This window comes from Mesorhizobium erdmanii USDA 3471 (assembly GCF_000472705.1).
Classification (GTDB): domain Bacteria; phylum Pseudomonadota; class Alphaproteobacteria; order Rhizobiales; family Rhizobiaceae; genus Mesorhizobium; species Mesorhizobium erdmanii.
Map to the genome: position 1 here is coordinate 60,140 of NZ_AXAE01000018.1, position 22,147 is coordinate 82,286.

Consider the following 22,147-nt stretch of genomic DNA (forward strand, 5'->3'; position numbering starts at 1 on the left):
GGATCTTGGGATCAGGCCGAAAGCGCCTCGACTGCGGCTTCGACCAGCTTCATCTCATCTGCCTTCAGCGGTGGCACAGGCATGCGGCACAGGCCGACCCTACGGCCGGTCATCTCGCTCCCGGCCTTAGCGACCGGGTTGAAGGGCAGCGTCCAGAGCAGACGGCTGATCGGCTGGAGCGTCTTCCAGACCTTCTCCGCCTGCTCGTAGTCCTTCGACTTCACCAGGTCCCACAGCTTGCGGATCTGTGCGGGCGCTACGTTGCCGGAGCCGGTAAACAAACCGGCGGCGCCGTTCACGAGCGCGAAAAAATTGAGAAAGTCACAGCCGCAGAACACTTTGGCCCCCTGCCCCGCCAGCTTTTCAATCCGGCTGGGATCGGCGGTGCTGTCCTTGATGTAATCTACCCCGTCGATCTCCGAAAAGCGGGCAAAGATTTCCGGGGTGATGTCGAACTGGGTATAGGCGGGAATGTTGTAGGCCATGATCGGGGTTCTGATCGCCTTGGCGATTTGTTCATAGTGCCAGCGCACCCCGTCTTCACCCGGGCCTTCGAAATAAGGCGGCAGGACCAGAACCGCATCAGCGCCCACGCCTTCCGCATGCTTGGAGTTCTCCACTGCATCTTCGGTCCGGATCGCCGAGGTCTGGACAATCACTTTGGCTCGGCCATTGACGCGTCTGCAGGCCACTTCGGCCAGCTCGCGTTTTTCGGATTCTGACAGGAACGGAAATTCACCGGTCCCGCCATTGACCGCAATGATGTGCACAGCGTTTTCGACAAGCGAGTCAATGTTTGCCTCGAACGCCGCAATGTCGACAGTTGCGCCATTGTCCTTGAACGGAGTGCAGATGGGTACGCAGACGCCTTCCAGATTGCTCATACTGGTCTCCTTGTTGAATGGCCCGTATAGGGCGGACGATCCTTTTGTTTCCAGGGCACATGCGCCTTGAGAAACTGTGCAAACGGGTCAACGAAGCCGGATCCAAATCGCCTTTGTTCGGAATATTGATCGTGCGCGGCAAGGCCCTTTTCCCGGACCCTAGAAACCAAGTTCCTTGTAGCCGCCGAACAGCACGGCGAGGTCGCTCTCAGAAAAGCATTTGACGGACACGGTTCCTGGCTTAGCAATTCGGTGGCCGACGTGAGGTTGTCGATATAGAGTTGCGAGGCCAAACCGCAGTTTGTATTGTTCTCGACTTTGATGGCTTCTTCCTCGATCTCGGTTGCCGACAGCACCGAGCCAGAGATTTCTTCGCGTACCTTAGTCGACCCGGCAATCGATAGGAAATCTTCAGCGTTGACGTTCCAGCGCTTTGCGAGATCTTCGGCGGCAACGAGCGGGGATTCGACGACGTCGGACCGGCCGATCCCCGAAAAAGCAACTTGGAGATGGTACCCGGCGCCGCGCAAACGCCCTTGGGTGTCAGCGATGTCGTTCCGATACGTACCGGAGTTATGCGATCGCACCAGAGCCGGGTTGGTCCAGAAGACCGGCTCCCGCGTCGAGAGCCGGGCGGCAAGCCGATCTTCGTCCTGGCTTATGTCGTCGAGCATACGATGTCCCTGACGCGAATGCTTCCGATCCCCACTGGAATGACCCGGCCGGGGGGCGGCTCCGGCGGCCATTCCGTCCACCTGGACCCTGCGCTGACTATCTCAGTTGAATCCAGATGGCCTTTGTTTCGGTATACTGGTCGTGGGCCGCGAAGCCCTTGTCCTTCCCGCCGAAGCCGGACTCCTTGTAGCCGCCGAAGGGGACCGCGAAGTCGCCTTCGGAGTAGCAATTGACCGAAACGGTGCCGGCGCGGATCGACCTTGCGATCAGATGCGCCCGGTTGAGGTCGTTCGTATAGAGCGACGCCGCCAAGCCGTAATTGGTATCGTTCGCGATGCGCACGGCTTCGGCGTCGTCACGGACGCTGATGACTGACAGGACGGGGCCGAAAATCTCCTCGCGCGCGATCACCATGTCGTTCGTCACGCCTTCGAAGATGGTCGGCTCGATGAAGTAGCCGCCGGTGTCCTTCAATACCTGGTTGCCGCCGAGCGTCAGCTTCGCGCCCTCGGATTGGCCCTTCCCGATGTAAGAGAGGACCTTTTGCATATGCGGCTCCTCGATCATGGCGCCGATCTTGGTAGCGGAATCCAGCGGATCTCCGACCTTCCAGGTCTTGACGGTTTCCTTGAGCTTTTCGAGCAGAGGTTCGCGGATTTTCTCGGAGACGATCAGGCGTGTGCCGGCGGAGCAGTTCTCCCCCTGGCAAAACAGGAAGCCAGCTGCGATCTGCTCGACCACCGGGGTGAAGTCGGTCACATCGTCGAGCACGATTGCCGGGCTCTTGCCACCGCATTCCAAAACGATGCGCTTCATGTTCGATTCGGCGGCGTATTTCAGGAAGTAGCGGCCGACCTCGCCGGAACCCGTAAAGCTGATGCAGTCCACGTCCATGTGCAGGCCGAGCGCACGGCCGGCTGTCGGGCCCATACCTGGCACGACGTTAAGCACGCCCTCGGGAAGGCCGGCTTCGGCGGCGATGGCCGCAAGGCGCAGCAGCGAGAGCGAGGTTAGTTCCGCCGGCTTGATGACGATGGAATTGCCGGCGGCGAGCGCAGGCGCAATCTTCCACATGGCGACAAACAGCGGGAAATTCCACGGCAGGACCGCGCCGACAACCCCGACCGGTTCGCGCACGATCATGGAAACGACGTCTACCGGGGCGGGAGACATCTGGTCGTAGAGCTTGTCTGTCGCCTCGGCATGCCAGCGTAGCGTCTCGATGCTGTCGGGCAGATCTACGTTGCGGGAATCATTGAGAGGTTTCCCGCAGTCGAGCGTCTCGATCAGCGCGAGTTCTTCGATGTTCTTTTCGATCAGATCGGCGAAGCGGAGAAGGGTCTTCTTGCGGTCGCGCGGCGTTTGGCGCGACCACGACCCGCCTTCGAAAGAAGCGCGCGCGGCTGCGACGGCCTTATTAATATCGGCCTCATCGCCCGAGGAAACCTGCGCCAATTCTTTGCCTGTGGCAGGGTTCAAAGTCGCAAACGTTTCGCCGCGTTCGGTGCCGCAATATTCGCCGTTGATGAATGGGCGCGTCTCGAACGTCGCGGGGATCTTGATATTGACAGTCATCTTATGTCCTCTACCGGTTGGGGTACTTTCAATGCACCCAAGAGGCTATGTTCTGCGACTTGAGGTCTTTGTAGAGCTTGCGGAATTCGGAGCGCTCCGCATCGGACAGACCGATCAGCGGCGCGCGCACATCGCCGATCGGAATGCCCGCGAGCGACGCACCGTATTTGACGTACTGATTGTACTTGCCGCCGTTCTCCAGCAAGTAGATCAAAGGCATCATTGCCTTCATCAGCTTGCGTCCCAGCAGAAAGTCTTCCTTCTCGACGCACGCGTTGTATAGGGCGACGTGTTCTGCCGGCAGGAAGTTGGAAGCGCCGGCGATCCAGGAGCGTGTCCCCCACAGGAATTGGTCCAGGACCTGATCATCGAAACCGCAGACACGTTGCAGCTCGGGATAGAGGACCATGTGCTGGTAGTAGCGAGAGATTGAACCACTCGATTCCTTGATGGCGAAGATCTTCTTGATATCGAGGACGCCTTCGAGGAACTCCTTGTCCATATCCACGCCGGTGCGCGCGGGGAAATTATAGAGGATGATCGGCAGCGAGGTGCTCTTCGCGATGTTGCGGAAATGCGCAATGAGTTCCGACCTTCCCGGTAGGGAGTAAGGCGGGGCTGCCAGCAACTGCGCCTCGTAGCCTAAGCCCTCGGCGAATTTGCTGAGCTCAACCGTCTCCTCGGGCCGCATGCTGTTGGCGCCGACATAAAGCGGAATTCGGTCCTTCACAACCTCGGCCACGCCCGCCAGGACGGCTTTCCGTTCCTCGAGTGTCTGAGAATAGTATTCGCCGGTGGAGCCACCCGGAATGAGGGCGTGCACGCCGTTGGAGACGAGAAACTCAACGAGCTTGTCCAAGGCCTTCAGGTCCAGACGGCCGCTATCATCATAGGGGGTGGCGAGGGCCGTTAGGATGCCACTCAGTTGAGGTATCTGCACCTGTAATCTCCATCCATTCCATATGACGGCACAAGGATGCCTTGCGATAATCGTCTCGCGTGGCTCACCTTCGGCTGGCTCCGCCGAATGTCGACATATTGTCGTTCATATGTTTTTGTCAATGGGTTTTCGATGGGTCAGCGCCCTGCAACTTGAGTTTCGTCCAAAACCTCAAAACTTGCCTATCGGAACGCGCCCATTGGCACTTCCGAGTAGAAGCACTCTCATCAAGCGCCAGTCCTTCGCTGGCCAGCCTTGGCATGTGTTTCGCGGAAGCCACGTTGTCGTCCTTGAGAGATGACACCGCGGAGAGCGGCAGGGCACTGCGCAAAGCGGTCGCGGGGACGTGGAGAGCAGGTCGACGAGGTGTCCGCGCATGATCACGTCGGGAATGATTGCCCAGCAGTTGCATTAGCCCGGTGAAGTACGTCAATACGGGAGGGGGTCAGGTCGCGGCTTCCCTTCGCCTATCGCTGCGCTCGGTGATTCCCACACGACGCCGAGAGCGGGCCGCCTCTACAGCGCGTCTCGAGGAAGGCGTATCCGCCGAACAACTGGCGCCGTGCACGCCGCCCAGCTTAAGGGGAACTTCCTTCAATTTCTGAAGCGATCCAACACTTCAAAAGTGAAGATCGTGACGTTCTGAACAGGGCTCTGGCCGCGGATCGAGGACGAGGCTTCGCCAAGTTACTTGAGCAGGTCGAAGGCGTCGCCCCAACAATCGGACACCATGTAACCAAGCTGGTAGGGGTCAGTCGGATCGACGCCGGTTTGATGGATGCCGTGAATCCAACCACGCCCAGAAATCCTTGGCAAAATGCCGAGCTTGCCAGCCACCTTGGTCGTTCCGATGATCGAGACCTCAAACTCGCTGTCGATGATCGAGCGCGCTATCCGCTTCTCGCCTTCCGCGAACTGGCCGCGCGCATACATGACCGCGAGCCGCGCGCTGTTGCCCGTTCCACAAGGCGAACGGTCGACACGGCCCGGAGGGACGACCGTGACGCCTTTCATCCGGCCCTCATCGTCGTATCCGACGAACATCGTGTAGGACAGGCCGCTCAGACCGGCTATCTCGGGATGCCGGACGTCGAGCTGGGTGTCGATGGCCCGCTGGACACGGCAACCGAGATCGACCAGCTTCCTCGCATTCTCGGTCGTGAGCTTCAGGCCGAACTGCTCGGGATTTATGAGCCCGTAGAAGATGCCGCCATAGGAAATGTCTACCACCACCTTGCCAAGGCCTGGGACATCCACTTCGGCGTCCAGCAGCAGCGGGAACGACGGCGGCATGTCGAGAGTGACGCGTTCGCATTTCCCGTTTGAGCATTTGGCAACGGCCTTGACGAGGCCGGCCGCGGTTTCGATTGTGACGACCGTCTCGGGCTCCTTCATCTCGACCATGCCGGTCTCAAGAAGCACCGTGACAAGGCAGATGCTGTTGGAGCCGGACATGGCATGCGCCTTGTCGCCCTGCAGGATAATGAAGGCGGCGTCGGCCTCGGGATGCACAGGCGGCAATAGGAGATTCGTGCTCATCTGCGCGCATCCCCTGGGCTCGTTCACCAGAAAGCGGCGCAGCCGGTCATCGACGTTGTTTATGTATAGCAGTTTGTCGAGGATGGTCTCGCCCGGAATCGACAGGACGCCGCCGGTGACGACACGACCGACGTCTCCCTCGCAATGTGCTTCCACCATCGTGAAGGTCTTGCTCCAGCGCATTTGAGCTCCTCAATTGGCGGATAAAGCTGCAGGACAAGCGCCCCGTCAATTTTGTCTACATAATGACGACAATTTATCTGCCGCTGGATACCAGACCAGCGCACGTATTTCAAGCGGGCGCGTACGGATTGCGGTTCCTAGAATGCCGGAATTGCTAATCGGATATCTCCGATCCCGCAATATATCCTGCATTCCCGAAGGACGGTTCGGCTCTTCCGGGGGCGTCGCGATCGAGGTGTGTAACGCCAAAGCCCCGCCTGGAGAGCAAAAACGCCAAAGCCACTCCGACGATGCCAGCGCCGATGACACCCACGGCACGAGCCTCCGGGCCAGCTTCCATGAAAATCCCTCAAGTCCGCAGATCAAAAATCGCGCTCCGTTGTCGATCGAAACGGCATCAATCGACATTAAGTCGAACAGTCGAGCGCCAAGCTCAAAAGGGCTCTCGTCAGGTGGCGATTCTCATTTTCGAGGTGATGCTCCGTTCCATGTATTCCAGGAATTCCCCCTTGAACTGCCTCGCATGTTCGTCGGCAAGGCGTTCGGCCTCATCTGGATCTTGAACGCGGATGGCTTCGACCATTTCTCGATGGTGCTGGTTTAGGCGCTCTTCTGTGGAACCGAGGCTCTTGAAGAGGAATTCATTATGAAAGTAGAGCATCCGTCGCCCTTCCTCTAGAATCCGCTTGTAAAATCCGGCAAAATACTGATTGCGGCCCGCTTGCGCGATCCTGTAGTGAAAATCGTAGTTGCCTTCGATGATAGGCAACCAGTCGCCGTTATCGAAACTGAGCTTGACCTTCTTCTCGTATATGCCAAGTGTAGCTTCGATCTCCTCTATATCCTGTTCAGAGCGGCAAATGGCAGCTGACCTATGGGTAGCGCGCTGCAGAAGATCCAAGGCATCCAGAAATTCGGGCACGCTGCGGAAATCGAGAGGGGCTATGACGGTGCTGCGGTTCTGAAGCGTAACGACCAATCCCTCGCTCGCAAGGCGCACCAGCGCCTCTCGAATAGGGGAGCGCGAAAGTTGGAAGCGTTTTCCCAGCCCTACCTCGTCCAATGGGGCGCTCGGGAGCAGCACCATACTTAGAATGTCGCGGCGAAGCTCGGTATAGACCCGGGTACTTCCGGTTTCTCGCGGAGCCGCAGCCTCCCGTGCTGATGCTGCTTTTCTTACCGGTATGTTCATCCGTATCCTCGCTCCAGATCAGCTCGATCAGACCATCCAAGGTGCCTAAACCGGCTTCGCTCATCGGCCTATCCATCATGTTCGGGTGCTACTATTACCCCAGACCGGTCAAGGTCGACAACCTGCATACAACATTGTGCAACGCCGACGTAGAGAATATTTCGGCCGACGCCCCTAGGGACCGAATGAGAAAAACGGAGGGTCATGGCCGTGCCGTCGAGGTTTCCTGGCAGGAGGCGGCCGACGCGGCAATCAGTGTCATCGAGTGCAGAAATCCGGACCTCAACGCCGTCATAATGCGCACCGTCGGCGGCGCCTGTTCATCGCTCCCATTTGGCCCAGCGCAGGCCTGATCGCGCAGGGCTTATGGTTGTCAATCCAGCTTTCTGTCTTGTCGACGGCACTAGGACTGGCGGCCGTATACCCTTGGCGGTGGCGCGCGTATATAGTTCGCCCCTGGCCAAGGGTTCCAGCCGTTTTCCTGATCGAGATCGTTCGCGCGACGCCAGAGTTGATGGTGATATTCTGGATTTACTTCGGAGCTCCGGCGATCACGGGTCAACCAATAGACGGGTGGACAGCGGCGCTCTTGGCAATGTCGATAATTGCCGCCTCTTACCTGGCCGAGGTCATTCGAGCTGGGTTGTACTCTGTCGACGAGCCGACGTCTGCGCTCGATCCGGAGATGATTTCAGAAGTGCTGGACGTCATGGGCGACTCGCGCAGGCGGGCATGACTATGGTTGTCGTGACCCATGAGAGACTATGGTTGTCGTGACCCATGAGATGGGATTCGCGCGCAAAGTCGCCAATCGCATTGTTTTCCTGGATTCGGGGCGAATAGTCGCCGGAGCAATTTTTCGCCAATCCTAGGGACGGACGCGCGAAGGATTTCCTTTCGAAAATTCTTCCCCATTAGTAAAATGCGAGCGCACGATTGTGAGATCGCGACTGGGAGAAAATTCCATTTATTAGCAGCGTCGCGCACCGCTGGGCGCCTCACCGAAATGGTCACGAAAACATTTTGAAAAATGCGATGATGAGACAAACCCGCAAGCGATTGCCACCTGCAGCACGGACATATCGGTCAATTCGAGTAGTTGGCGCGCCCGCGCCATTCTGAGCAAAAGATAGTATCGCATCGGCGTCGCCTTGAGATGGTGAAGAAAGAGGCGCTGGATTTGCCGGCAAGAAAGGCCCAGCTCTTGAGAAATAGCGCGAATCGTCAACGGCTCATCTACAGAATTTTCCATCATGCGGATAATACGGATCAGCTTTTCGCTTGCGCCGCCAAAGCGAAGCCGAAGGGGAGCAGATTGACAGCTTTCCCCCTCGCGCCATCGATCGGCTGTGAGGAAGCGGCAGACTGATCGCGCCACATCGGCACCACATCGGTGTTCTACTGAGCTGATCGCGAGATCAAATGCCGCAAATTCACCGGCGCAAGTGACGATTCCTTTCTGCTCGACGAACAGAGCGTCGGTCAGCTTTAGGCCTCCAAATGACTCCGAGAAGGCTGCCATCGTGTCCCAATGGATGGTACAGCGCGTGTCGGACAACAGACCGGCCGCAGCAAAGACCCATGCGCCGGTGCCGAGTCCGTAAAGCCTCACATTGCGACGCGCACAGAAGCGTAGAAGCGGCAACAGTGGTGCTGAGGGATAGTGTTCGATCCCCGCGCCCGCGCAAACTACGATGCCATCGGGCAAACGCTCCGATTGCAGAAGCTTGGCTTCCTCGTTAAGAGTTGCATCCACGCACACTCGGATCCCACTGGCACATATAACAGGGCTGCCGTCGTCGCTTATCAATCGCCATCGAAACCGCTCGCGCCCGGACAATCTGTTTGCATACCGCAATGGATCGATGAACGACGACATACACAGTTGTGAAAATCCCGGAACAAGGACTATCAAGAACTCCATGACTCCATCAGCCAAAGGCATGAAGGCCGTGGAATCTAAGTTTCCGCGACCCAATCTCCGCTCGCCGACAAGTCGGTTGTTTATTACGTTCATTCTGTCACCGCTTGACCAGAGGACGCCGTCTTATCCTCTAGCGAGAGGAACGACCGCTATCCTTTCCCCCTTCAGTCGCCTGCGAGCGCCTTTTCCAACTCCGGCAGGATGAGGAAGAGATCGCCGACCAGGCCGTAGTCGGCAACCTGGAAGATCGGTGCCTCCTCGTCCTTGTTGATGGCGACTATGACCTTGGAATCCTTCATGCCGGCAAGGTGTTGAATGGCACCGGAAATGCCGACCGCGATGTAGAGATCGGGGGCCACCACCTTGCCGGTCTGGCCGACCTGCCAGTCGTTCGGGGCATAGCCGGCATCGACCGCGGCGCGGGAAGCGCCGACGGCGGCACCAAGCTTGTCGGCAACCGGCAGGATGACCTCCTGGAACTTTTCCGAGGAGCCGAGAGCACGACCACCCGAGATGATAATTCTGGCGGAGGTCAACTCCGGACGATCAGTTCCGGAAAGCTTGTTCTCGATGAAGGACGATAAACGGGGGTCGGCTGCCGCCGAGATAATCTCGACGGCAGCCGCATTGCCTTGGGAGGCGACGGGAAATGAAGCGGTGCGCACGGTGATGACCTTCTTGGCGTCGGTCGCCTGCACGGTCTGGATGGCGTTGCCGGCATAGATCGGCCGCTTGAAGGTGTCGGGCGAGACCACTTCGATGATTTCGGAGACCTGCGCGACACCGAGCAGGGCGGCGACGCGCGGTGCGACGTTCTTGCCAGATGAGGTGGCCGGCGCAATGATGGTGTCGTAGCCGCCGGCCAGCGACACGACGAGTGCTGCCGTCGGTTCGGCGAGGCGCTCGGCGAGTTCGTCGGCTTCGGCCAGCAGAACCTTGCTCACGCCCTTGAGCTTGGCGGCGGCGTCCGCAGCCGGCTTGGCGCCCTTGCCGGCAACCAGCACATGCACGTCCGAACCGATCTGCAGGGCGGCCGAAAGCGCCTTGGCGGTCTGGTCAGAAAGGGTTGCGTTGTCGTGTTCGGCAATCAGAAGAATAGCCATCTTTTTTGTCCCTTGATCTACTTCAGCGAGGGCGTCTCGAATTCATGTCAGGTCGAGCCGAAAACGGTTGGGTTCGAGAACCGGAGCGGAGCGTACTTCAGTACGTGAGCACCGGAAGCGGAGAACCCTGTCGTTTGCAGGCCGACATCACATGAATTCCTACAGCACGCCGGCTTCGTTCTTGAGCTTGTCGACCAGCTCGGCGACGCTCTTGACCTTGACGCCCGCCTTGCGGCCGCTCGGCTCCTCGGTCTTGATCACTTTCAGGCGCGGCTTGACGTCGGCGCCGTAGTCGGCCGGGGTCTTCTCGTCGAGCTGCTTCTTCTTGGCCTTCATGATGTTGGGCAGCGAGGCATAGCGCGGCTGGTTGAGGCGAAGGTCCGCGGTCACGATCGCCGGCATCTTCAGTTCCACCGTCTGCAGACCGCCGTCGACTTCGCGCGTCACCTTGGCCTTGTCGCCGTCGATAACCACCTTGGAGGCGAAGGTGCCCTGCGCCCAGCCGAGCAGGGCCGCCAGCATCTGGCCGGTCTGGTTCGAATCGTCGTCGATCGCCTGCTTGCCGAGGATGACCAGGCCGGGCTGTTCAGCGTCGACGACGCCCTTCAGCACCTTGGCGACGCCGAGCGGCTCGGTCTGCTCGTCGGTCTTGACCAGGATGGCGCGGTCGGCGCCCATGGCGAGTGCGGTGCGCAAGGTCTCCTGCGCCTGCTGCGGGCCGATCGAGACGACGATGATCTCGTCCGCCTTGCCGGACTCCTTCAGCCGGATCGCCTCTTCGACCGCGATCTCGTCGAACGGGTTCATCGCCATCTTGACGTTGGCGAGTTCCACCGCCGAACCATCAGCCTTCACGCGAACCTTGACGTTCGCATCCACAACCCGCTTCACGGGCACGAGAATTTTCATCGGATTTTTCCTCTATTCATCCAGACGGAGCGGCGGCTCTACGGACGTATTGCATAAGATTGAAGTCAGGTTTTAGGAGCAGTTCACGCCGAAGCGCGACGCGAGCTCCGAAGATCCGGCGCGCCGCCATATGCGTTTTTGCGTCATTCATCGTGTCGACGGCCACGGCCATGCCATCGCGAAAATACCAAAACGCCGAACAGCCCGGCTCCGTGGACACCACGAGGATGTCATCGTAGTCAAGCGCCAGACCGGCCGTTTGCAACTTGGTGTCGTATTGGTCGCTCCAAAACCACGGAACAGGCTCATATTCCACCGGTCTGCCCAAAATGGCATTGGCGACGACGGCGCCTTGCTCGATGGCGTTTTGTACCGATTCGATGCGGATTAGCCGGCCGCCAAAAGGAAAAGCGGCACAATCGCCAGCCGCATAGATGTCGGCGTCGGAGGTCTGTCCGAATTTGTCAACAACGATGCCATTCTCGACTGTCAGGCCGGCTTCCGCGGCGAGCTCAACATTCGCCATGCCACCAATAGCGACCAGAACCAAATCAGCACGGAGCATCGTCCCGCTTTCCAAGGCAACGCCAGCGACTCCGCCGTTGTGGCCGGAAAATCCTGTCAGCTGTGCATTGGTTAGAATGGTCGCACCGTGGCGCACATGGAGCTCTTCGATCGCTTCAGCCGTTGGAGCGCCGGCGACGCGCTTGAGGACACGGTCCGCCATTTCGACAATGGTAACTGCATGGCCCATTCGAACAGCAATCGAAGCAACTTCCAGCCCCACATAACCGCCGCCAACGACGACGATGCGCTTTGGACTTGCTAACGCGCGCCGAAGGCGATCGGCGTCCGCTATGCTCCTCAGGGTCACAATCCCGTCCAGGCCGTGCGTCATCACATCCGGAAGCGTCCGTGCCCGCGAGCCTGTGGTTAGAACGAGCTTGGTATAAGCATAGCTTCTGCCGGCCGATGTTGTAACACTTCGGTTGCTCCGATCGACGGAGGTCACCCGGCTGCCCCGATCGACCACAATTCTGGCCTTGTCGTAGAACTCCTGAGGACGAAATTCCAATCGCTCCGCTGTTGTCTCGCCCTTCAGGTAGGCCTTGGACAGCGGCGGCCTTTGATAAGGCAGCCATGGCTCATCACCAAGCATGGTCACGGCGCCGTCGTAGTCGGAGCCGCGTAATCTTACGGCACATGAGAGCGCAGCCTGCCCCGTGCCGACAATGACAACATTGTCCTGCATATGTCTTCCTCAGGGAATGCTTTGTGCTCTATGCTGCCAGCAGCCTAGAGGCAGCGTGATCGATTGCTTCTTTCGTCCAGGCCAGATCGCTGTCGGTCAGGGCAAGGGATGGGTAGATCTTCCCCGGAGACTTGAAAATCCCCTTCTCACGCAGGGCGGTATTAAATCTACCGGCCGCCGCGGAATTGCCTTTTGCGACGTCTTGATACGATTTCACGGTTTGCTCGGTGAAGACCACGTCAAACAGCACTGGATCCCCGACGATCTGGTAAGCGATACCGGTTTGGTCGAGCGCCTTGCTGAGCATGCCCATGACGCCCACGCCATATCCGCGAAGACGCTCGTAGCTACCGGGTCGACGCAGGATCTCCAAGGTTTTGAGTCCAGCCACAGCGGCAAGTGGATTACCGCTTAACGTCCCGATTTGGAGGGTGAACCCGTCCCTCCCAACAGCTGCTTTGTCGAAGTGGGCCATGATCTCCGTCTTACCCGCAACAGCTGCAAGCGGTAGGCCGCCTCCGATGATCTTGCCCAAGGTGCATAAATCGGGCACCACGCCGTATCGCTCCTGAGCGCCGCCGTAGGCAAGGCGGAACCCGGTGACGACTTCGTCGAAGATTAGAACGATGCCTCGCTTCGACGCTTCCTCGCGCAATGTCTCCAGGAAGCCTGGCGCTGGTGGGATCAAGCGCTGGAGCGGCTCCACGATGATCCCGGCAATCTTCGAGCCATGCTCAGCCAGGAATTGACGCACGAATTCAACGTCATTGAATGGCGCGACATAGACGCCGTCCCGGACTTGCTCAGGAATCCCGGCCGAGTCTGGAACGCCGTTAGGATAATTCTCAATTCGGTCCGGAAAAACGCTGATAAGCGCCTCAGACGACATCCCGTGATAGCCGCCCTCAAACTTCAGTATTTTATCGCGACCAGTGTGCGCTCGGGCGAGACGCATAGCGTACATGTCCGCTTCGCCGCCAGTCGAAACATACCGAAGCTTTTCTGCACACGGCATCGCCTCGCAGATGACTTCTGCAAGTTCGATCCCATACCTATTGCTGGCGAAAAAGGTGAGCCCCCTCGTCGCCTGCTCGCGAATGGCCTCGATGACCTCGGGATTGTCGTGACCCAGGATCATAGGTCCCGAGCCTATCAAAAAGTCGATATACTCCTTGCCATTCTCGTCCCAGACGTGAGCGCCATGGCCCTCTCGTATGACGACGGAAGGATCAAAATTTCCAAATCCACCGCCAGGCAGCACCGCCTTCGCTCGGCTCACCCAATTGCTTTGTGTCGCGCTCGCATTCACGCCGGTGTCAAGCATGTGCCGCAACCTTCTTGGTCGTGCTTGAGCTTTCCGCATCAACCCGTGGATGTTCATTGTTGGGATCGAAGACGGCGTCGCTCAGAACCGTCGCCGCTCTAGGCTCGCCGAGCACCATGACCTGCAAATTCGTTCCTACCTGCGCAGCTTCGGGAGCGATGTAAGCGAACGCCAGTATTTTCCCGGCAGTCGAGGAATAAGCAATGGAGCTAACGGAGCCGACCTGCCGATCACCCAGCAAGACAGCTTCGCCGCCATTTCCATCGGACACGCCGTCGGCTTCGATCGCAAGATAAGCGCAAATCCAACTCGGCCCTCTCTCCATTGCTTCCAACGTCGCCTGCTTTCCGGCAAAATGAGGCTTGTCCAACTTAACGAAACGCATGACGTCGGCCTCTGGAAGCGTCACTTCATTGGTCAATTCACCTGCTCCCTTGAACATCTTTTCCAGGCGCATGACGTTCATTGCGAATGAGCCGTAATCCACTAGGCCGAAGGCGCTGCCGGTGGCGTGCAGGGCGTCATAGATCGCCGGCAGGCTTTCTCTAGAGGTATGGAATTCCCAGCCCAGCTCGCCCGCATAGGACATGCGAAACGCCCAAACCTTCTGCCCAGCAACTTCGATTTCTTGAGCCGTCAGCCAGGGAAAAGCAGCATTTGTAAGAGCAGCTTCGGTATTCGGTCCCAGAATGTCACGTGACCGTGGCCCGTTAAGCGCAAGCGCCCCCCAACGGTCCGAAAGATTGGTGATGATCACGGAATCGTTCGCCGTGCGCGCAAACGTCAGGTGATCCAGGAGGCGCTGTTCGAAGAAGGCAGCGCAGGTGAAGTAGAAGCTGTCATCCGCCAAGCGAACGATCGTCGTTTCCAGCTCGATGCGCCCTCTATCGCTCAGCAAATGCGTAAGAGCAATTCGGCCAATTTTCGACGGGAGCCGGTTCGGTATCAGTCGATCAACGAACCCGGCAGCATCCGGGCCTGACACCTGAACCTTTGAGAAGGCTGAGATATCCATCAGGCCGGCGCATTCGCGAACCGCACTGATTTCCTTCTGAACGAGCGGAAACCAGGCGGGCCGACGAAACGAGTAATAGTCTTTCTGCTCAAGACCGTCCTTCGCGAACCAGCGGGGGCGCTCCCAGCCATAGACCTCCTCGAACACAGCGCCGCGCTTCTGCAGACGGTCGTACAGTGCACTTGGCTTGACCGGCCGCCCGTCATGACGGTTGAGGTTCGGAAAGGGTATCTCGTGGCGAAGAAGGTAATCCTCCTTTGCCTTGGTGACTTGGTAGTTTCGATCGGCAAACTTGCCATAACGCCGCGGATCGTAGTCGCGCATGTTGATGTCGGCGGCACCGTGGACCATCCAACGGGCCAGTTCGCGCGTCAGCCCCGGCCCCCACCCGATACCAATCTGACAGCCGCAATTGAGCCAAAAATTCTTAAGCCCAGGCGCAGGACCGATCAGCGGATTCCCGTCCGGGGGATGCGAAATGGCGCCATGCACAGCCCGCTTGATGCCGAGTTGGGAAAGCACAGGCATCCTACCCATCGCATTCTCGAGCCAAGGCATAATGCGATCGTAATCAGGCTCGAACAGCTCATGCTCGGCTTCCCATGGACAGCCTTCGATCCAAACGGCGTTGGGTTTCGCCTTCTCGTAGATACCGATCAAACCGGATTTCTGCTCCATGCGGATGTAGCCGGATACCAAGCGATCATCCCGGACGACCGGAAGCTCCTTCTCTAGCGTCATGAATTCCGGAACAGTGTCCGTTATCAAGTAATGGTGGGTCATCGAGGTGACGGGCACGTCGAGCCCAACCCAATTGCCAACCTGGCGCGCGTAGGTGCCACCCGCGTTAACGACATGCTCGCAAACGATCTCGCCCTGTTCGGTAGAGACGCGCCATTCGCCATTGGGTTTTGGCTTTACGTCCATGACCCGACATTGCCGTACGATCTTGGCCCCGAGCTGACGTGCACCTTGCGCAAGTGCGAAAGTGGCGCCGGAAGGGTCAACATGGCCGTCATCGGGCGTATACAATGCCGCCTGCACGCCTTCGAGATTATAGAAGGGATGAAGCTGTCTGATGCGCTCCAAATCTACCAATTCCATGGTGAAGCCCAGCGCCTTTCCAACGCTCAGGGTCTGACGGAGCCAGTCGAGTTCATCATCAGTGTAAGCCAGCCGCAAAGACCCACAGCCATGCCAGGTTACGGATTGTCCGGTCTCCTTTTCGAGTACCTTGGAATAGAGATCAATATTGTAGCCGACGCATTTACCGAGTGAAAAACTCGACGTCGAATGCGTGATCTGTCCGGCGGCATGCCACGTCGATCCCGACGTCAATTCGGCCTTCTCGAACAGAACAACGTCGGTCCAGCCTTCATGCGCGAGGTGGTATGCAAGGCCGCACCCCATGATGCCCCCGCCTATGATTACTACCCGCGCGTGAGATATGCTCATTGTCGTCTCCCGAGAAAACTGCCTGTAGACAGGGCTACCGAACAAGTGTACGATTGTCAAGGATGAAACACATGACTGTACCAAATGGAAAAACGGCCACAACGGTTCTCGACGATCTGACGAGCCGGCTATCTACATTCACTCCCGAATTGCAAAAGGCAGCAGCCCACGTGCTCGAGAATTCGAACATGATCAGCATCACCTCGATAAGAAGCATGGCGCAAGGCGCAGACGTAAAGCCTAATACGCTGGTGCGAATGGCGCGCGCGCTTGGTTTTGATGGCTACGAGGATTTTCGTAGGCCTTTTCGCGAGCAAGTGATGCGCGGACGCGAGGACTTTCCCGATCGGGCCCGCTGGCTGCAGTCGCTATCCAAAGGCGGAAAACTAGCTAGCCTCTACAGCCAGATGGCATCCACATCGATCGAGAATATCGAAGGTCTGTTTTCGGGAACGAGCGCGACCGAGATCAAGCAACTCGCGGATGCCATTGTAAAGGCGCGCACCACCTACGTCTTGGGTTTGGGCTTTGCCAGTTCAGTCGCGCGAAATTTCGCCTATCTGGCAAGCATGGCGGTGGACAGTATCGTCGCGATTCCACGCGAGGGATCCCTCCCTGTGGACGGGTTGGTTCGCGCCGAGAAAGGTGATCTCCTGATTGCGATGACGTTCAAGCCGTACCGGCGCGAGGTCGTCGAGGCCGTAGAGTTGGCTCGAACGTATGGCATCAGGGTCGTTGGCATCTCTGACAGCCCCGCGTCGCCTATCCTGGCCCGCGCCGACCAACGTTTCGTCATCCCGACCGACACGCCACAGTTTTTCCCGTCGACCGTTGCCTTGACGGCGCTTTTTGAAACGATCGTTGCTTTCGTGGTGGCTGAAGCGGCGGCCGATGCAGTCAGTAATATCGAGCGATTTCATAAGCGCCGCTACGAGCTTGGTGTCTATTGGAAAGAGGAACCACGATGAACGTTTCGTCAGCGCCGTCGAAACCCCTGCGATCGCTGGAGGCCCGCTACTATACCGACCCTATCATTTTCACCAAAGAAGAAGACGGACTTCTGAGCCGGACGTGGCAATTTGCAGGCCACTCCTCACTGGTGGAGAAACCTGGCGACTATTTTACCTTCGAGCTCGCAGGGCAAAGCCTATTCTGCATTCGCGATAGAGATAACCAGGTCCGCGCTTTCTACAATGTGTGCCAGCATCGCGCGCACGAATTGGTAAAGGGAAGCGGGAACGCTCGGCTTTTGGTATGCCCCTACCACGCGTGGACCTATGAACTCACGGGCAAGCTTCGAGGCGGCCCCAACGTAAATGCCGTCCCAGGGTTCGATCGCAACGACATCTGTCTGACGAGCGTGAAAGTCGAACTGTTTTGCGGGTTCGTTTTTGTCAATCTCGACCCGGACGCCAACCCGATGGACGAATGGTTCCCAAAGGTTAGGCAAGAGCTGACCGAATTTGTCCCTCACATCGACCAGCTAAAGCCACTGGAATGGGTTGAGATTCCTGAAAGCTGCAACTGGAAAGTATCGATCGAGAACTATTCCGAGTGCTACCACTGTGCTCTGAACCATAAGACGTTCGCTACAGGGGTCATAAAGCCCGAGACGTATGACATCCAGCCTCAGGGCTATTGCTTGCGTCATACTACCGAATGCCAGAACCTCGACCGAATGAGTTATCCCATTGACCTCAACGCCAATGCGCGCGCGGGGGAATATTCGTCCTGGTTTCTTTGGCCGACATTTTCGTTTCAGGTTTATCCCGGCAATGTTCTCAACACCTATCACTGGCGCATCAAGAATGTCGACGAGGTCGTAGTCTGGCGTGGTTGGTATACGATCGACGGCGCCGAGTCCGACATCATTCGAAAATTAGCGATCCAGGACAGGGCGACAACTGTCGAAGAGGATATTCATATCGTCGAGGCCGTCCAGCGCGGCTTGCACAGTCGCGGGTACAGACCGGGTCCGCTCGTTATCGATCCGAACTGCGGCGTGAACTCCGAGCACTCGGTAAGAATGTTGCAGCAGTGGATGCGTGAAGGTGTCGATGTCTGAGATCAAGGCCTATTGGAAGAACTGCATAGATGGCGAATGGGTCGACGGCGGTGCCGGAATTCTCACCGTTGACGATCCTGCAACTGGAGAGGCGCTTGCGGAGCAAGCCCTAGCGAGCGCGCAAGACGTTGATCGGGCCGTAAAGGCCGCCAAGGCCTGTCATGAGTCCGGCGCGTTGACAGAAATGCGCCCCGTCAAGCGGGGGCGAATGGTACGGGCGATGGGCACCTATCTGCTCGATCATATCGACCAGGTTGCCTATGTCCTGTGCCGCGAAGCGGGCAAACCGCTTTGGGAGGCCCGCATCGAGGTCGAAGGGGCGGCTCGATATTTCGAGTACTACGGCAATCAGTGCGAAACGATCGAAGGTCGTTCCATACCTCTCGGAGACAGCTACTACGATTTCACGGTCTATGAACCGTTCGGGGTATCCGCGCACGTCGTGCCCTGGAACTATCCACTTGAGATGACCGCACGCTCGCTGTCGGCGGCTCTGACAGCAGGCAACGCGTGCGTCGTAAAGACGCCTGAACTCGACCCTCTGACCAATTCGTTCATCGCAAGCGCCGCTGAGTACGCGGGGCTGCCGCGGGGGGCGGTGAATATTCTGTGCGGCTTGGGCCGCGAGGCGGGCGCGTCCCTCGTCAGCCACCCCGACGTAAATCAGATCGTTTTCACCGGGTCGGTTTCCACAGGGGTCAGTATCGCGTCGGCCGCCGCAAAAAATGTGGTTCCATGTGTGCTTGAACTGGGCGGCAAATCAGCCGCGATCGCTTGGCCGGACGCGAACCTGGACAACCTTGTGTCAAATGTTCGTTGGGGGATTTTTTTCAACGCAGGCCAGGTGTGTTCGGCCATGTCTCGCCTGATCGTGCATGAGGATGTGCACGACGAAGTTGTTGAGCGCGTTGCGGACATGGCGCGCTCAATTTCAGCCGGTCCTGGCGCCGATAGGCCCGAATTCGGTCCCAACATGGGCGCCATGATTTCGGACTCGCAGCGCAATCGAGCTGAATCCATGTGTCAGCAAGCCGAGCGGCAGGGAGGGCGTGCGGTTGTCGGTGGCAGACGCCTTAACCGTCCAGGATTTTTCTTGGAGCCGACCGTGTTCGACAAAGTAACACCGGACATGTCGATCGCACGGGAGGAAGTTTTTGGGCCTGTTCTCTCGGTTTTGAAGTTCGGCACTGACGACGAGGCGGTGCGGCTGGCGAACGGTACCGACTATGGCTTGGTCTCCGGCATTTTTACGGCAGATGTCGATCGCGCAATGAAGACCGCCCGTCGCTTAAGAGCCGGACAGGTGTTCGTCAATGAGTGGTACGCCGGCGGCGTCGAGACACCCTTTGGCGGCTACGGCAAATCGGGCTACGGCCGCGAAAAAGGCCGAGAGGCGCTTTGGAACTACCTGCAAACCAAGAACATCGCGATTGCCATTCGGTAAAGGAGACCTCCGTTGCAACAGGATTTGTTTGACGTCGGCCTTGCCAAGCGCAAGGCCACGTTAGGAGCAAAGTACGTCGAAGCCAATCTCGCTGCGGCTGATGATTTCACCCGACCGTTTCAAGAAGCGATGACCGCTTGGTGCTGGGGTTTCGGTTGGGGAGATGAAACGATTGACCCCAAAACGCGCTCGCTGATGAACCTCGCCATGATCGGCGCTTTGGGCAAAATGCATGAATGGGAAACCCATTGCCGGGGCGCCATTACCAATGGCGTCTCGACGAACGAAATCCGCGCTGTAATCCACGTTGTCGGCATCTATTGCGGCGTTCCCCAAGCGCTCGAGTGCTTTCGCGTTGCCCGCAAAGTGCTGCAGGAGCAAGGGATGCTATGAAGATCACCAGTATCACGGTTTGGCAGGTAGACCTCCCTCTCTCGAAACCGTATTGGTTATCGGGAGGACGACTTCGGTTCGATAAGCTCGACAGCACGTTCGTCCGGATCGACACCGATGAAGGAATAACGGGTTGGGGTGAAGGATGCCCCTGGGGCAACACTTACCTCCCAGCCCATGGGCCTGGCATTCGTGCTGGAATCGAAACCATAGCACCCTCTCTATTGGGCCAAGATCCTTGCGCTCTCGACGCCATCAATCGCACGATGGACGTCGCCTTACCTGGTCACCTCTACGTCAAATCAGCACTCGACATGGCGTGCTGGGACATACTGGGGCGCGCTTCTGGAATGCCTCTCTGGCGGTTGCTTGGAGGCGACAATGCCGACCCGGTTGCCGTCAACTCGTCTATTTCTACCGGATCGAACGACGAGATGATCGCGCTGATCCGTGAGGCCTACGAGCATGGATATCGGACGCATTCGGCGAAGGTTGGTGGCAGTGACCCTGTCGTTGACATCTCGAGAATCGAGGCCATCGAAGCGGCTTTGCGTCCAGACGAAACTGTCACCTATGACGTAAACCGCGCCTGGGTTCCTGCCGTTGCGGTTCAAGTCTTGAACAATGTCGCCTTGCGTGGATGGGTCGAGCAGCCTTGCGAAACCCTTGCACAATGCGCGCAAGTGGCAAGCCGGGTGAAACAGCCTATTATGCTCGATGAGTGTCTACATAGCTTCCAGGATCATCTTGATGCGTGGAAGCTCGGTGCGTGCGAGGGCGTCAAGGTGAAGCCTAATCGCGTTGGCGGGCTGACTAAGGCAAGGCAGATTCGCGACTTCGGCGTGTCTGTCGGCTGGCAGATGCATTTGGAGGATCTCGGGGGATCCGCCCTAGCCGACACGGCAGCCATACACCTTGCGTCCTCCACTCCGCGCGAAAACAGGCTGGCGAGCTGGCTTTGCCATCATCACCTGGCCGTCGATCCTGTTCCAGGCCAAGGGGCGCGGAACATCAAAGGCTATGCCACGCCCCCCTCGGCGCCTGGCTTAGGCGTGAGCCCCGACCCCAACCAGCTTGGGACACCGGTCTCGACGTTCCATTGATCCAGGAGATCCGCGTGAGCTCACAAGCCGTAATGCGTGCCGTTGTACTGACTGGCCATGGCGGCCTGGATAAACTCCACTATCGTGAAGATTGGCCCATTCCGGTACCGGCCGATGGGCAGGTTCTGATCAGAGTCGGTGCCTGTGGATTGAACAACACGGACATCAACACCCGCACGGCCTGGTACTCCAAATCGGTGACAGATGGCATTACGCCGTCGACTGGCAGCGATGGCTTTGCCAATGCTCGATCAGAGGAAGGAAGCTGGGGTGGTGCGCCGGTTCGGTTCCCATTGATCCAGGGCGCTGACGTCGCTGGCACTATCGTCGGCGTCGGTGCGGGGGTGGATTCCGCGCGAATTGGTGAGCGGGTCATAGTAGATCCTTGGTTGCTTGGCACGGGTGAGTGGATGGACCTTGCCAATGCGATCTATTTCGGATCGGAGTGCGATGGCGGCTTTGCCGAATATACGGTGGTACGCTCCGGCAATGCGCTGCGTGTTAACACCGACCTTTCCGATGCCGAGCTTGCAACATTCCCCTGCGCGTACACGACAGCGGAGAACCTGGTGGCGCGAACGGAGCTTCGTCCCGGTGAGACAGTGGTGATCGCGGGAGCTTCGGGTGGTGTAGGATCGGCCGCGGTGCAGCTGTGTCGGCTGCGCGGAGCGCGGGTCATTGCGATAGCAAGCCCGTCGAAGGTGGCCAGCCTTGGAGAACTTGGCGCATTTGCGGTAGTCGATCGAAACACGCCTGCTCTGTCCGAGGCAATCCGATCAGCGGCAGGCGGCCAGGTCGACGTCGCGATTGACGTCGTCGGAGGCAAGATTTTCGGTCATCTGATTGAGGCTTTACGCCAAGGAGGACGGTATTCCAGCTCCGGCGCCATTTCAGGGCCTACGGTCGAGTTCGATTTGCGACAGCTCATCTACAAGGATCTGCAACTCACTGGCGCAACCATTGTGCCACCGGGCACGGCTAAGCGACTTGTAGGCCTCATTGAGCAGGGACTGCTAAAGCCACTTCTCGCAGCACAGTACCCTCTGCGGGAGCTAGGCCAGGCGCAGCAGGCGTTTATGGACAAACAGCACGTCGGGAATATCGTGGTGACCACACACTAGCACTAGCAGCGAGTCTCCAACGTAGGAGGCTATCGGCTCCTGTAACTTAAG

General features: G+C 58.3%; 19 protein-coding genes and 2 pseudogenes. 8 read left to right on the forward strand and 13 right to left on the reverse strand.

Annotated elements, in window-relative coordinates; translation table 11 throughout:
* Positions 1-11: 11 nt before the first annotated feature.
* From A3AU_RS1000000137280 to A3AU_RS01000000135520, 7 genes are all read right to left on the reverse strand, one after another.
* Positions 12-884, reverse strand: coding sequence for a dihydrodipicolinate synthase family protein (locus A3AU_RS1000000137280; protein ID WP_051355368.1), 873 nt, complete (start codon positions 882-884; stop codon positions 12-14).
* Positions 881-1,558: a PALP domain-containing protein gene (locus A3AU_RS0115310; RefSeq protein ID WP_027053622.1), complete on the reverse strand. Its 678-nt coding sequence runs from the start codon at positions 1,556-1,558 to the stop codon at positions 881-883. The genes A3AU_RS1000000137280 and A3AU_RS0115310 overlap by 4 nt, the downstream gene beginning before the upstream one ends.
* A gap of 97 nt (positions 1,559-1,655) precedes the next feature.
* A complete protein-coding gene (locus A3AU_RS0115315; protein WP_032917419.1) occupies positions 1,656-3,134 on the reverse strand; it encodes an aldehyde dehydrogenase in 1,479 nt (492 codons plus the stop codon).
* 28 nt (positions 3,135-3,162) lie between these two features.
* Positions 3,163-4,074, reverse strand: coding sequence for a dihydrodipicolinate synthase family protein (locus A3AU_RS0115320; protein WP_027053624.1), 912 nt, complete (start codon positions 4,072-4,074; stop codon positions 3,163-3,165).
* Between the two features lie 687 nt (positions 4,075-4,761).
* On the reverse strand, positions 4,762-5,796 hold the full coding sequence (locus A3AU_RS0115325) for a proline racemase family protein (protein ID WP_027053625.1): 1,035 nt from the start codon (positions 5,794-5,796) through the stop codon (positions 4,762-4,764).
* Between the two features lie 154 nt (positions 5,797-5,950).
* Positions 5,951-6,136, reverse strand: a complete 186-nt coding sequence (locus A3AU_RS1000000138955; RefSeq protein WP_154674599.1) for an FAD-dependent oxidoreductase — start codon at positions 6,134-6,136, stop codon at positions 5,951-5,953.
* 108 nt (positions 6,137-6,244) lie between these two features.
* Entirely contained in the window at positions 6,245-6,988 is a 744-nt protein-coding gene (locus tag A3AU_RS01000000135520) for a GntR family transcriptional regulator (RefSeq protein WP_051355370.1), read from the reverse strand.
* 265 nt (positions 6,989-7,253) lie between these two features.
* Here A3AU_RS01000000135520 and A3AU_RS1000000140950 point away from each other — a divergent pair.
* Together A3AU_RS1000000140950 and A3AU_RS1000000140955 are read left to right on the forward strand one after the other, a co-directional pair.
* Positions 7,254-7,616: pseudogene (locus A3AU_RS1000000140950) on the forward strand (ABC transporter permease subunit); the annotation flags it as partial.
* 27 nt (positions 7,617-7,643) lie between these two features.
* Positions 7,644-7,906: pseudogene (locus A3AU_RS1000000140955) on the forward strand (polar amino acid ABC transporter ATP-binding protein); the annotation flags it as partial.
* Between the two features lie 52 nt (positions 7,907-7,958).
* Here the strand turns inward: A3AU_RS1000000140955 and A3AU_RS0115345 are convergent.
* The 6 genes from A3AU_RS0115345 to A3AU_RS0115370 form a co-directional block, all read right to left on the reverse strand.
* Positions 7,959-9,005, reverse strand: coding sequence for a GlxA family transcriptional regulator (locus A3AU_RS0115345; protein ID WP_081709555.1), 1,047 nt, complete (start codon positions 9,003-9,005; stop codon positions 7,959-7,961).
* Between the two features lie 71 nt (positions 9,006-9,076).
* A complete protein-coding gene (locus tag A3AU_RS0115350; RefSeq protein WP_027053628.1) occupies positions 9,077-10,015 on the reverse strand; it encodes an electron transfer flavoprotein subunit alpha/FixB family protein in 939 nt (312 codons plus the stop codon).
* Positions 10,016-10,174: 159 nt separating this feature from the next.
* On the reverse strand, positions 10,175-10,924 hold the full coding sequence (locus A3AU_RS0115355) for an electron transfer flavoprotein subunit beta/FixA family protein (RefSeq protein ID WP_027053629.1): 750 nt from the start codon (positions 10,922-10,924) through the stop codon (positions 10,175-10,177).
* A 16-nt stretch (positions 10,925-10,940) separates the two neighbouring features.
* The gene (locus A3AU_RS0115360; protein WP_027053630.1) at positions 10,941-12,176 is read right to left on the reverse strand and encodes an NAD(P)/FAD-dependent oxidoreductase; all 1,236 of its coding nucleotides are present in this window, start codon (positions 12,174-12,176) and stop codon (positions 10,941-10,943) included.
* A 28-nt stretch (positions 12,177-12,204) separates the two neighbouring features.
* Positions 12,205-13,500 (reverse strand): aspartate aminotransferase family protein, encoded by a 1,296-nt coding sequence (locus tag A3AU_RS0115365; protein ID WP_027053631.1) that lies wholly within the window; start codon positions 13,498-13,500, stop codon positions 12,205-12,207.
* Positions 13,493-15,970, reverse strand: a complete 2,478-nt coding sequence (locus A3AU_RS0115370) for an FAD-dependent oxidoreductase (RefSeq protein WP_027053632.1) — start codon at positions 15,968-15,970, stop codon at positions 13,493-13,495. Before A3AU_RS0115370 ends, A3AU_RS0115365 begins: the two co-directional genes overlap by 8 nt.
* 71 nt (positions 15,971-16,041) lie before the next feature.
* Between A3AU_RS0115370 and A3AU_RS0115375 the strand changes: the two genes are divergently transcribed.
* The 6 genes from A3AU_RS0115375 to A3AU_RS0115400 are packed head-to-tail and all read left to right on the forward strand — an operon-like array spanning position 16,042 to position 22,096.
* On the forward strand, positions 16,042-16,938 hold the full coding sequence (locus A3AU_RS0115375; protein WP_245235494.1) for a MurR/RpiR family transcriptional regulator: 897 nt from the start codon (positions 16,042-16,044) through the stop codon (positions 16,936-16,938).
* Complete coding sequence (locus A3AU_RS0115380) at positions 16,935-18,035, forward strand: aromatic ring-hydroxylating oxygenase subunit alpha (protein WP_027053634.1); 1,101 nt, start codon at positions 16,935-16,937, stop codon at positions 18,033-18,035. The genes A3AU_RS0115375 and A3AU_RS0115380 overlap by 4 nt, the downstream gene beginning before the upstream one ends.
* Positions 18,028-19,479, forward strand: a complete 1,452-nt coding sequence (locus tag A3AU_RS0115385) for an aldehyde dehydrogenase family protein (RefSeq protein ID WP_027053635.1) — start codon at positions 18,028-18,030, stop codon at positions 19,477-19,479. Before A3AU_RS0115380 ends, A3AU_RS0115385 begins: the two co-directional genes overlap by 8 nt.
* A gap of 12 nt (positions 19,480-19,491) precedes the next feature.
* Positions 19,492-19,872 carry a carboxymuconolactone decarboxylase family protein gene (locus A3AU_RS0115390; RefSeq protein WP_027053636.1) on the forward strand — a complete coding sequence of 127 codons (381 nt, stop codon included), beginning with the start codon at positions 19,492-19,494 and terminating at the stop codon, positions 19,870-19,872.
* Complete coding sequence (locus tag A3AU_RS0115395) at positions 19,869-20,975, forward strand: mandelate racemase/muconate lactonizing enzyme family protein (RefSeq protein ID WP_027053637.1); 1,107 nt, start codon at positions 19,869-19,871, stop codon at positions 20,973-20,975. The genes A3AU_RS0115390 and A3AU_RS0115395 overlap by 4 nt, the downstream gene beginning before the upstream one ends.
* Complete coding sequence (locus tag A3AU_RS0115400; protein WP_245235495.1) at positions 20,972-22,096, forward strand: alcohol dehydrogenase family protein; 1,125 nt, start codon at positions 20,972-20,974, stop codon at positions 22,094-22,096. Before A3AU_RS0115395 ends, A3AU_RS0115400 begins: the two co-directional genes overlap by 4 nt.
* Positions 22,097-22,147: the final 51 nt, after the last annotated feature.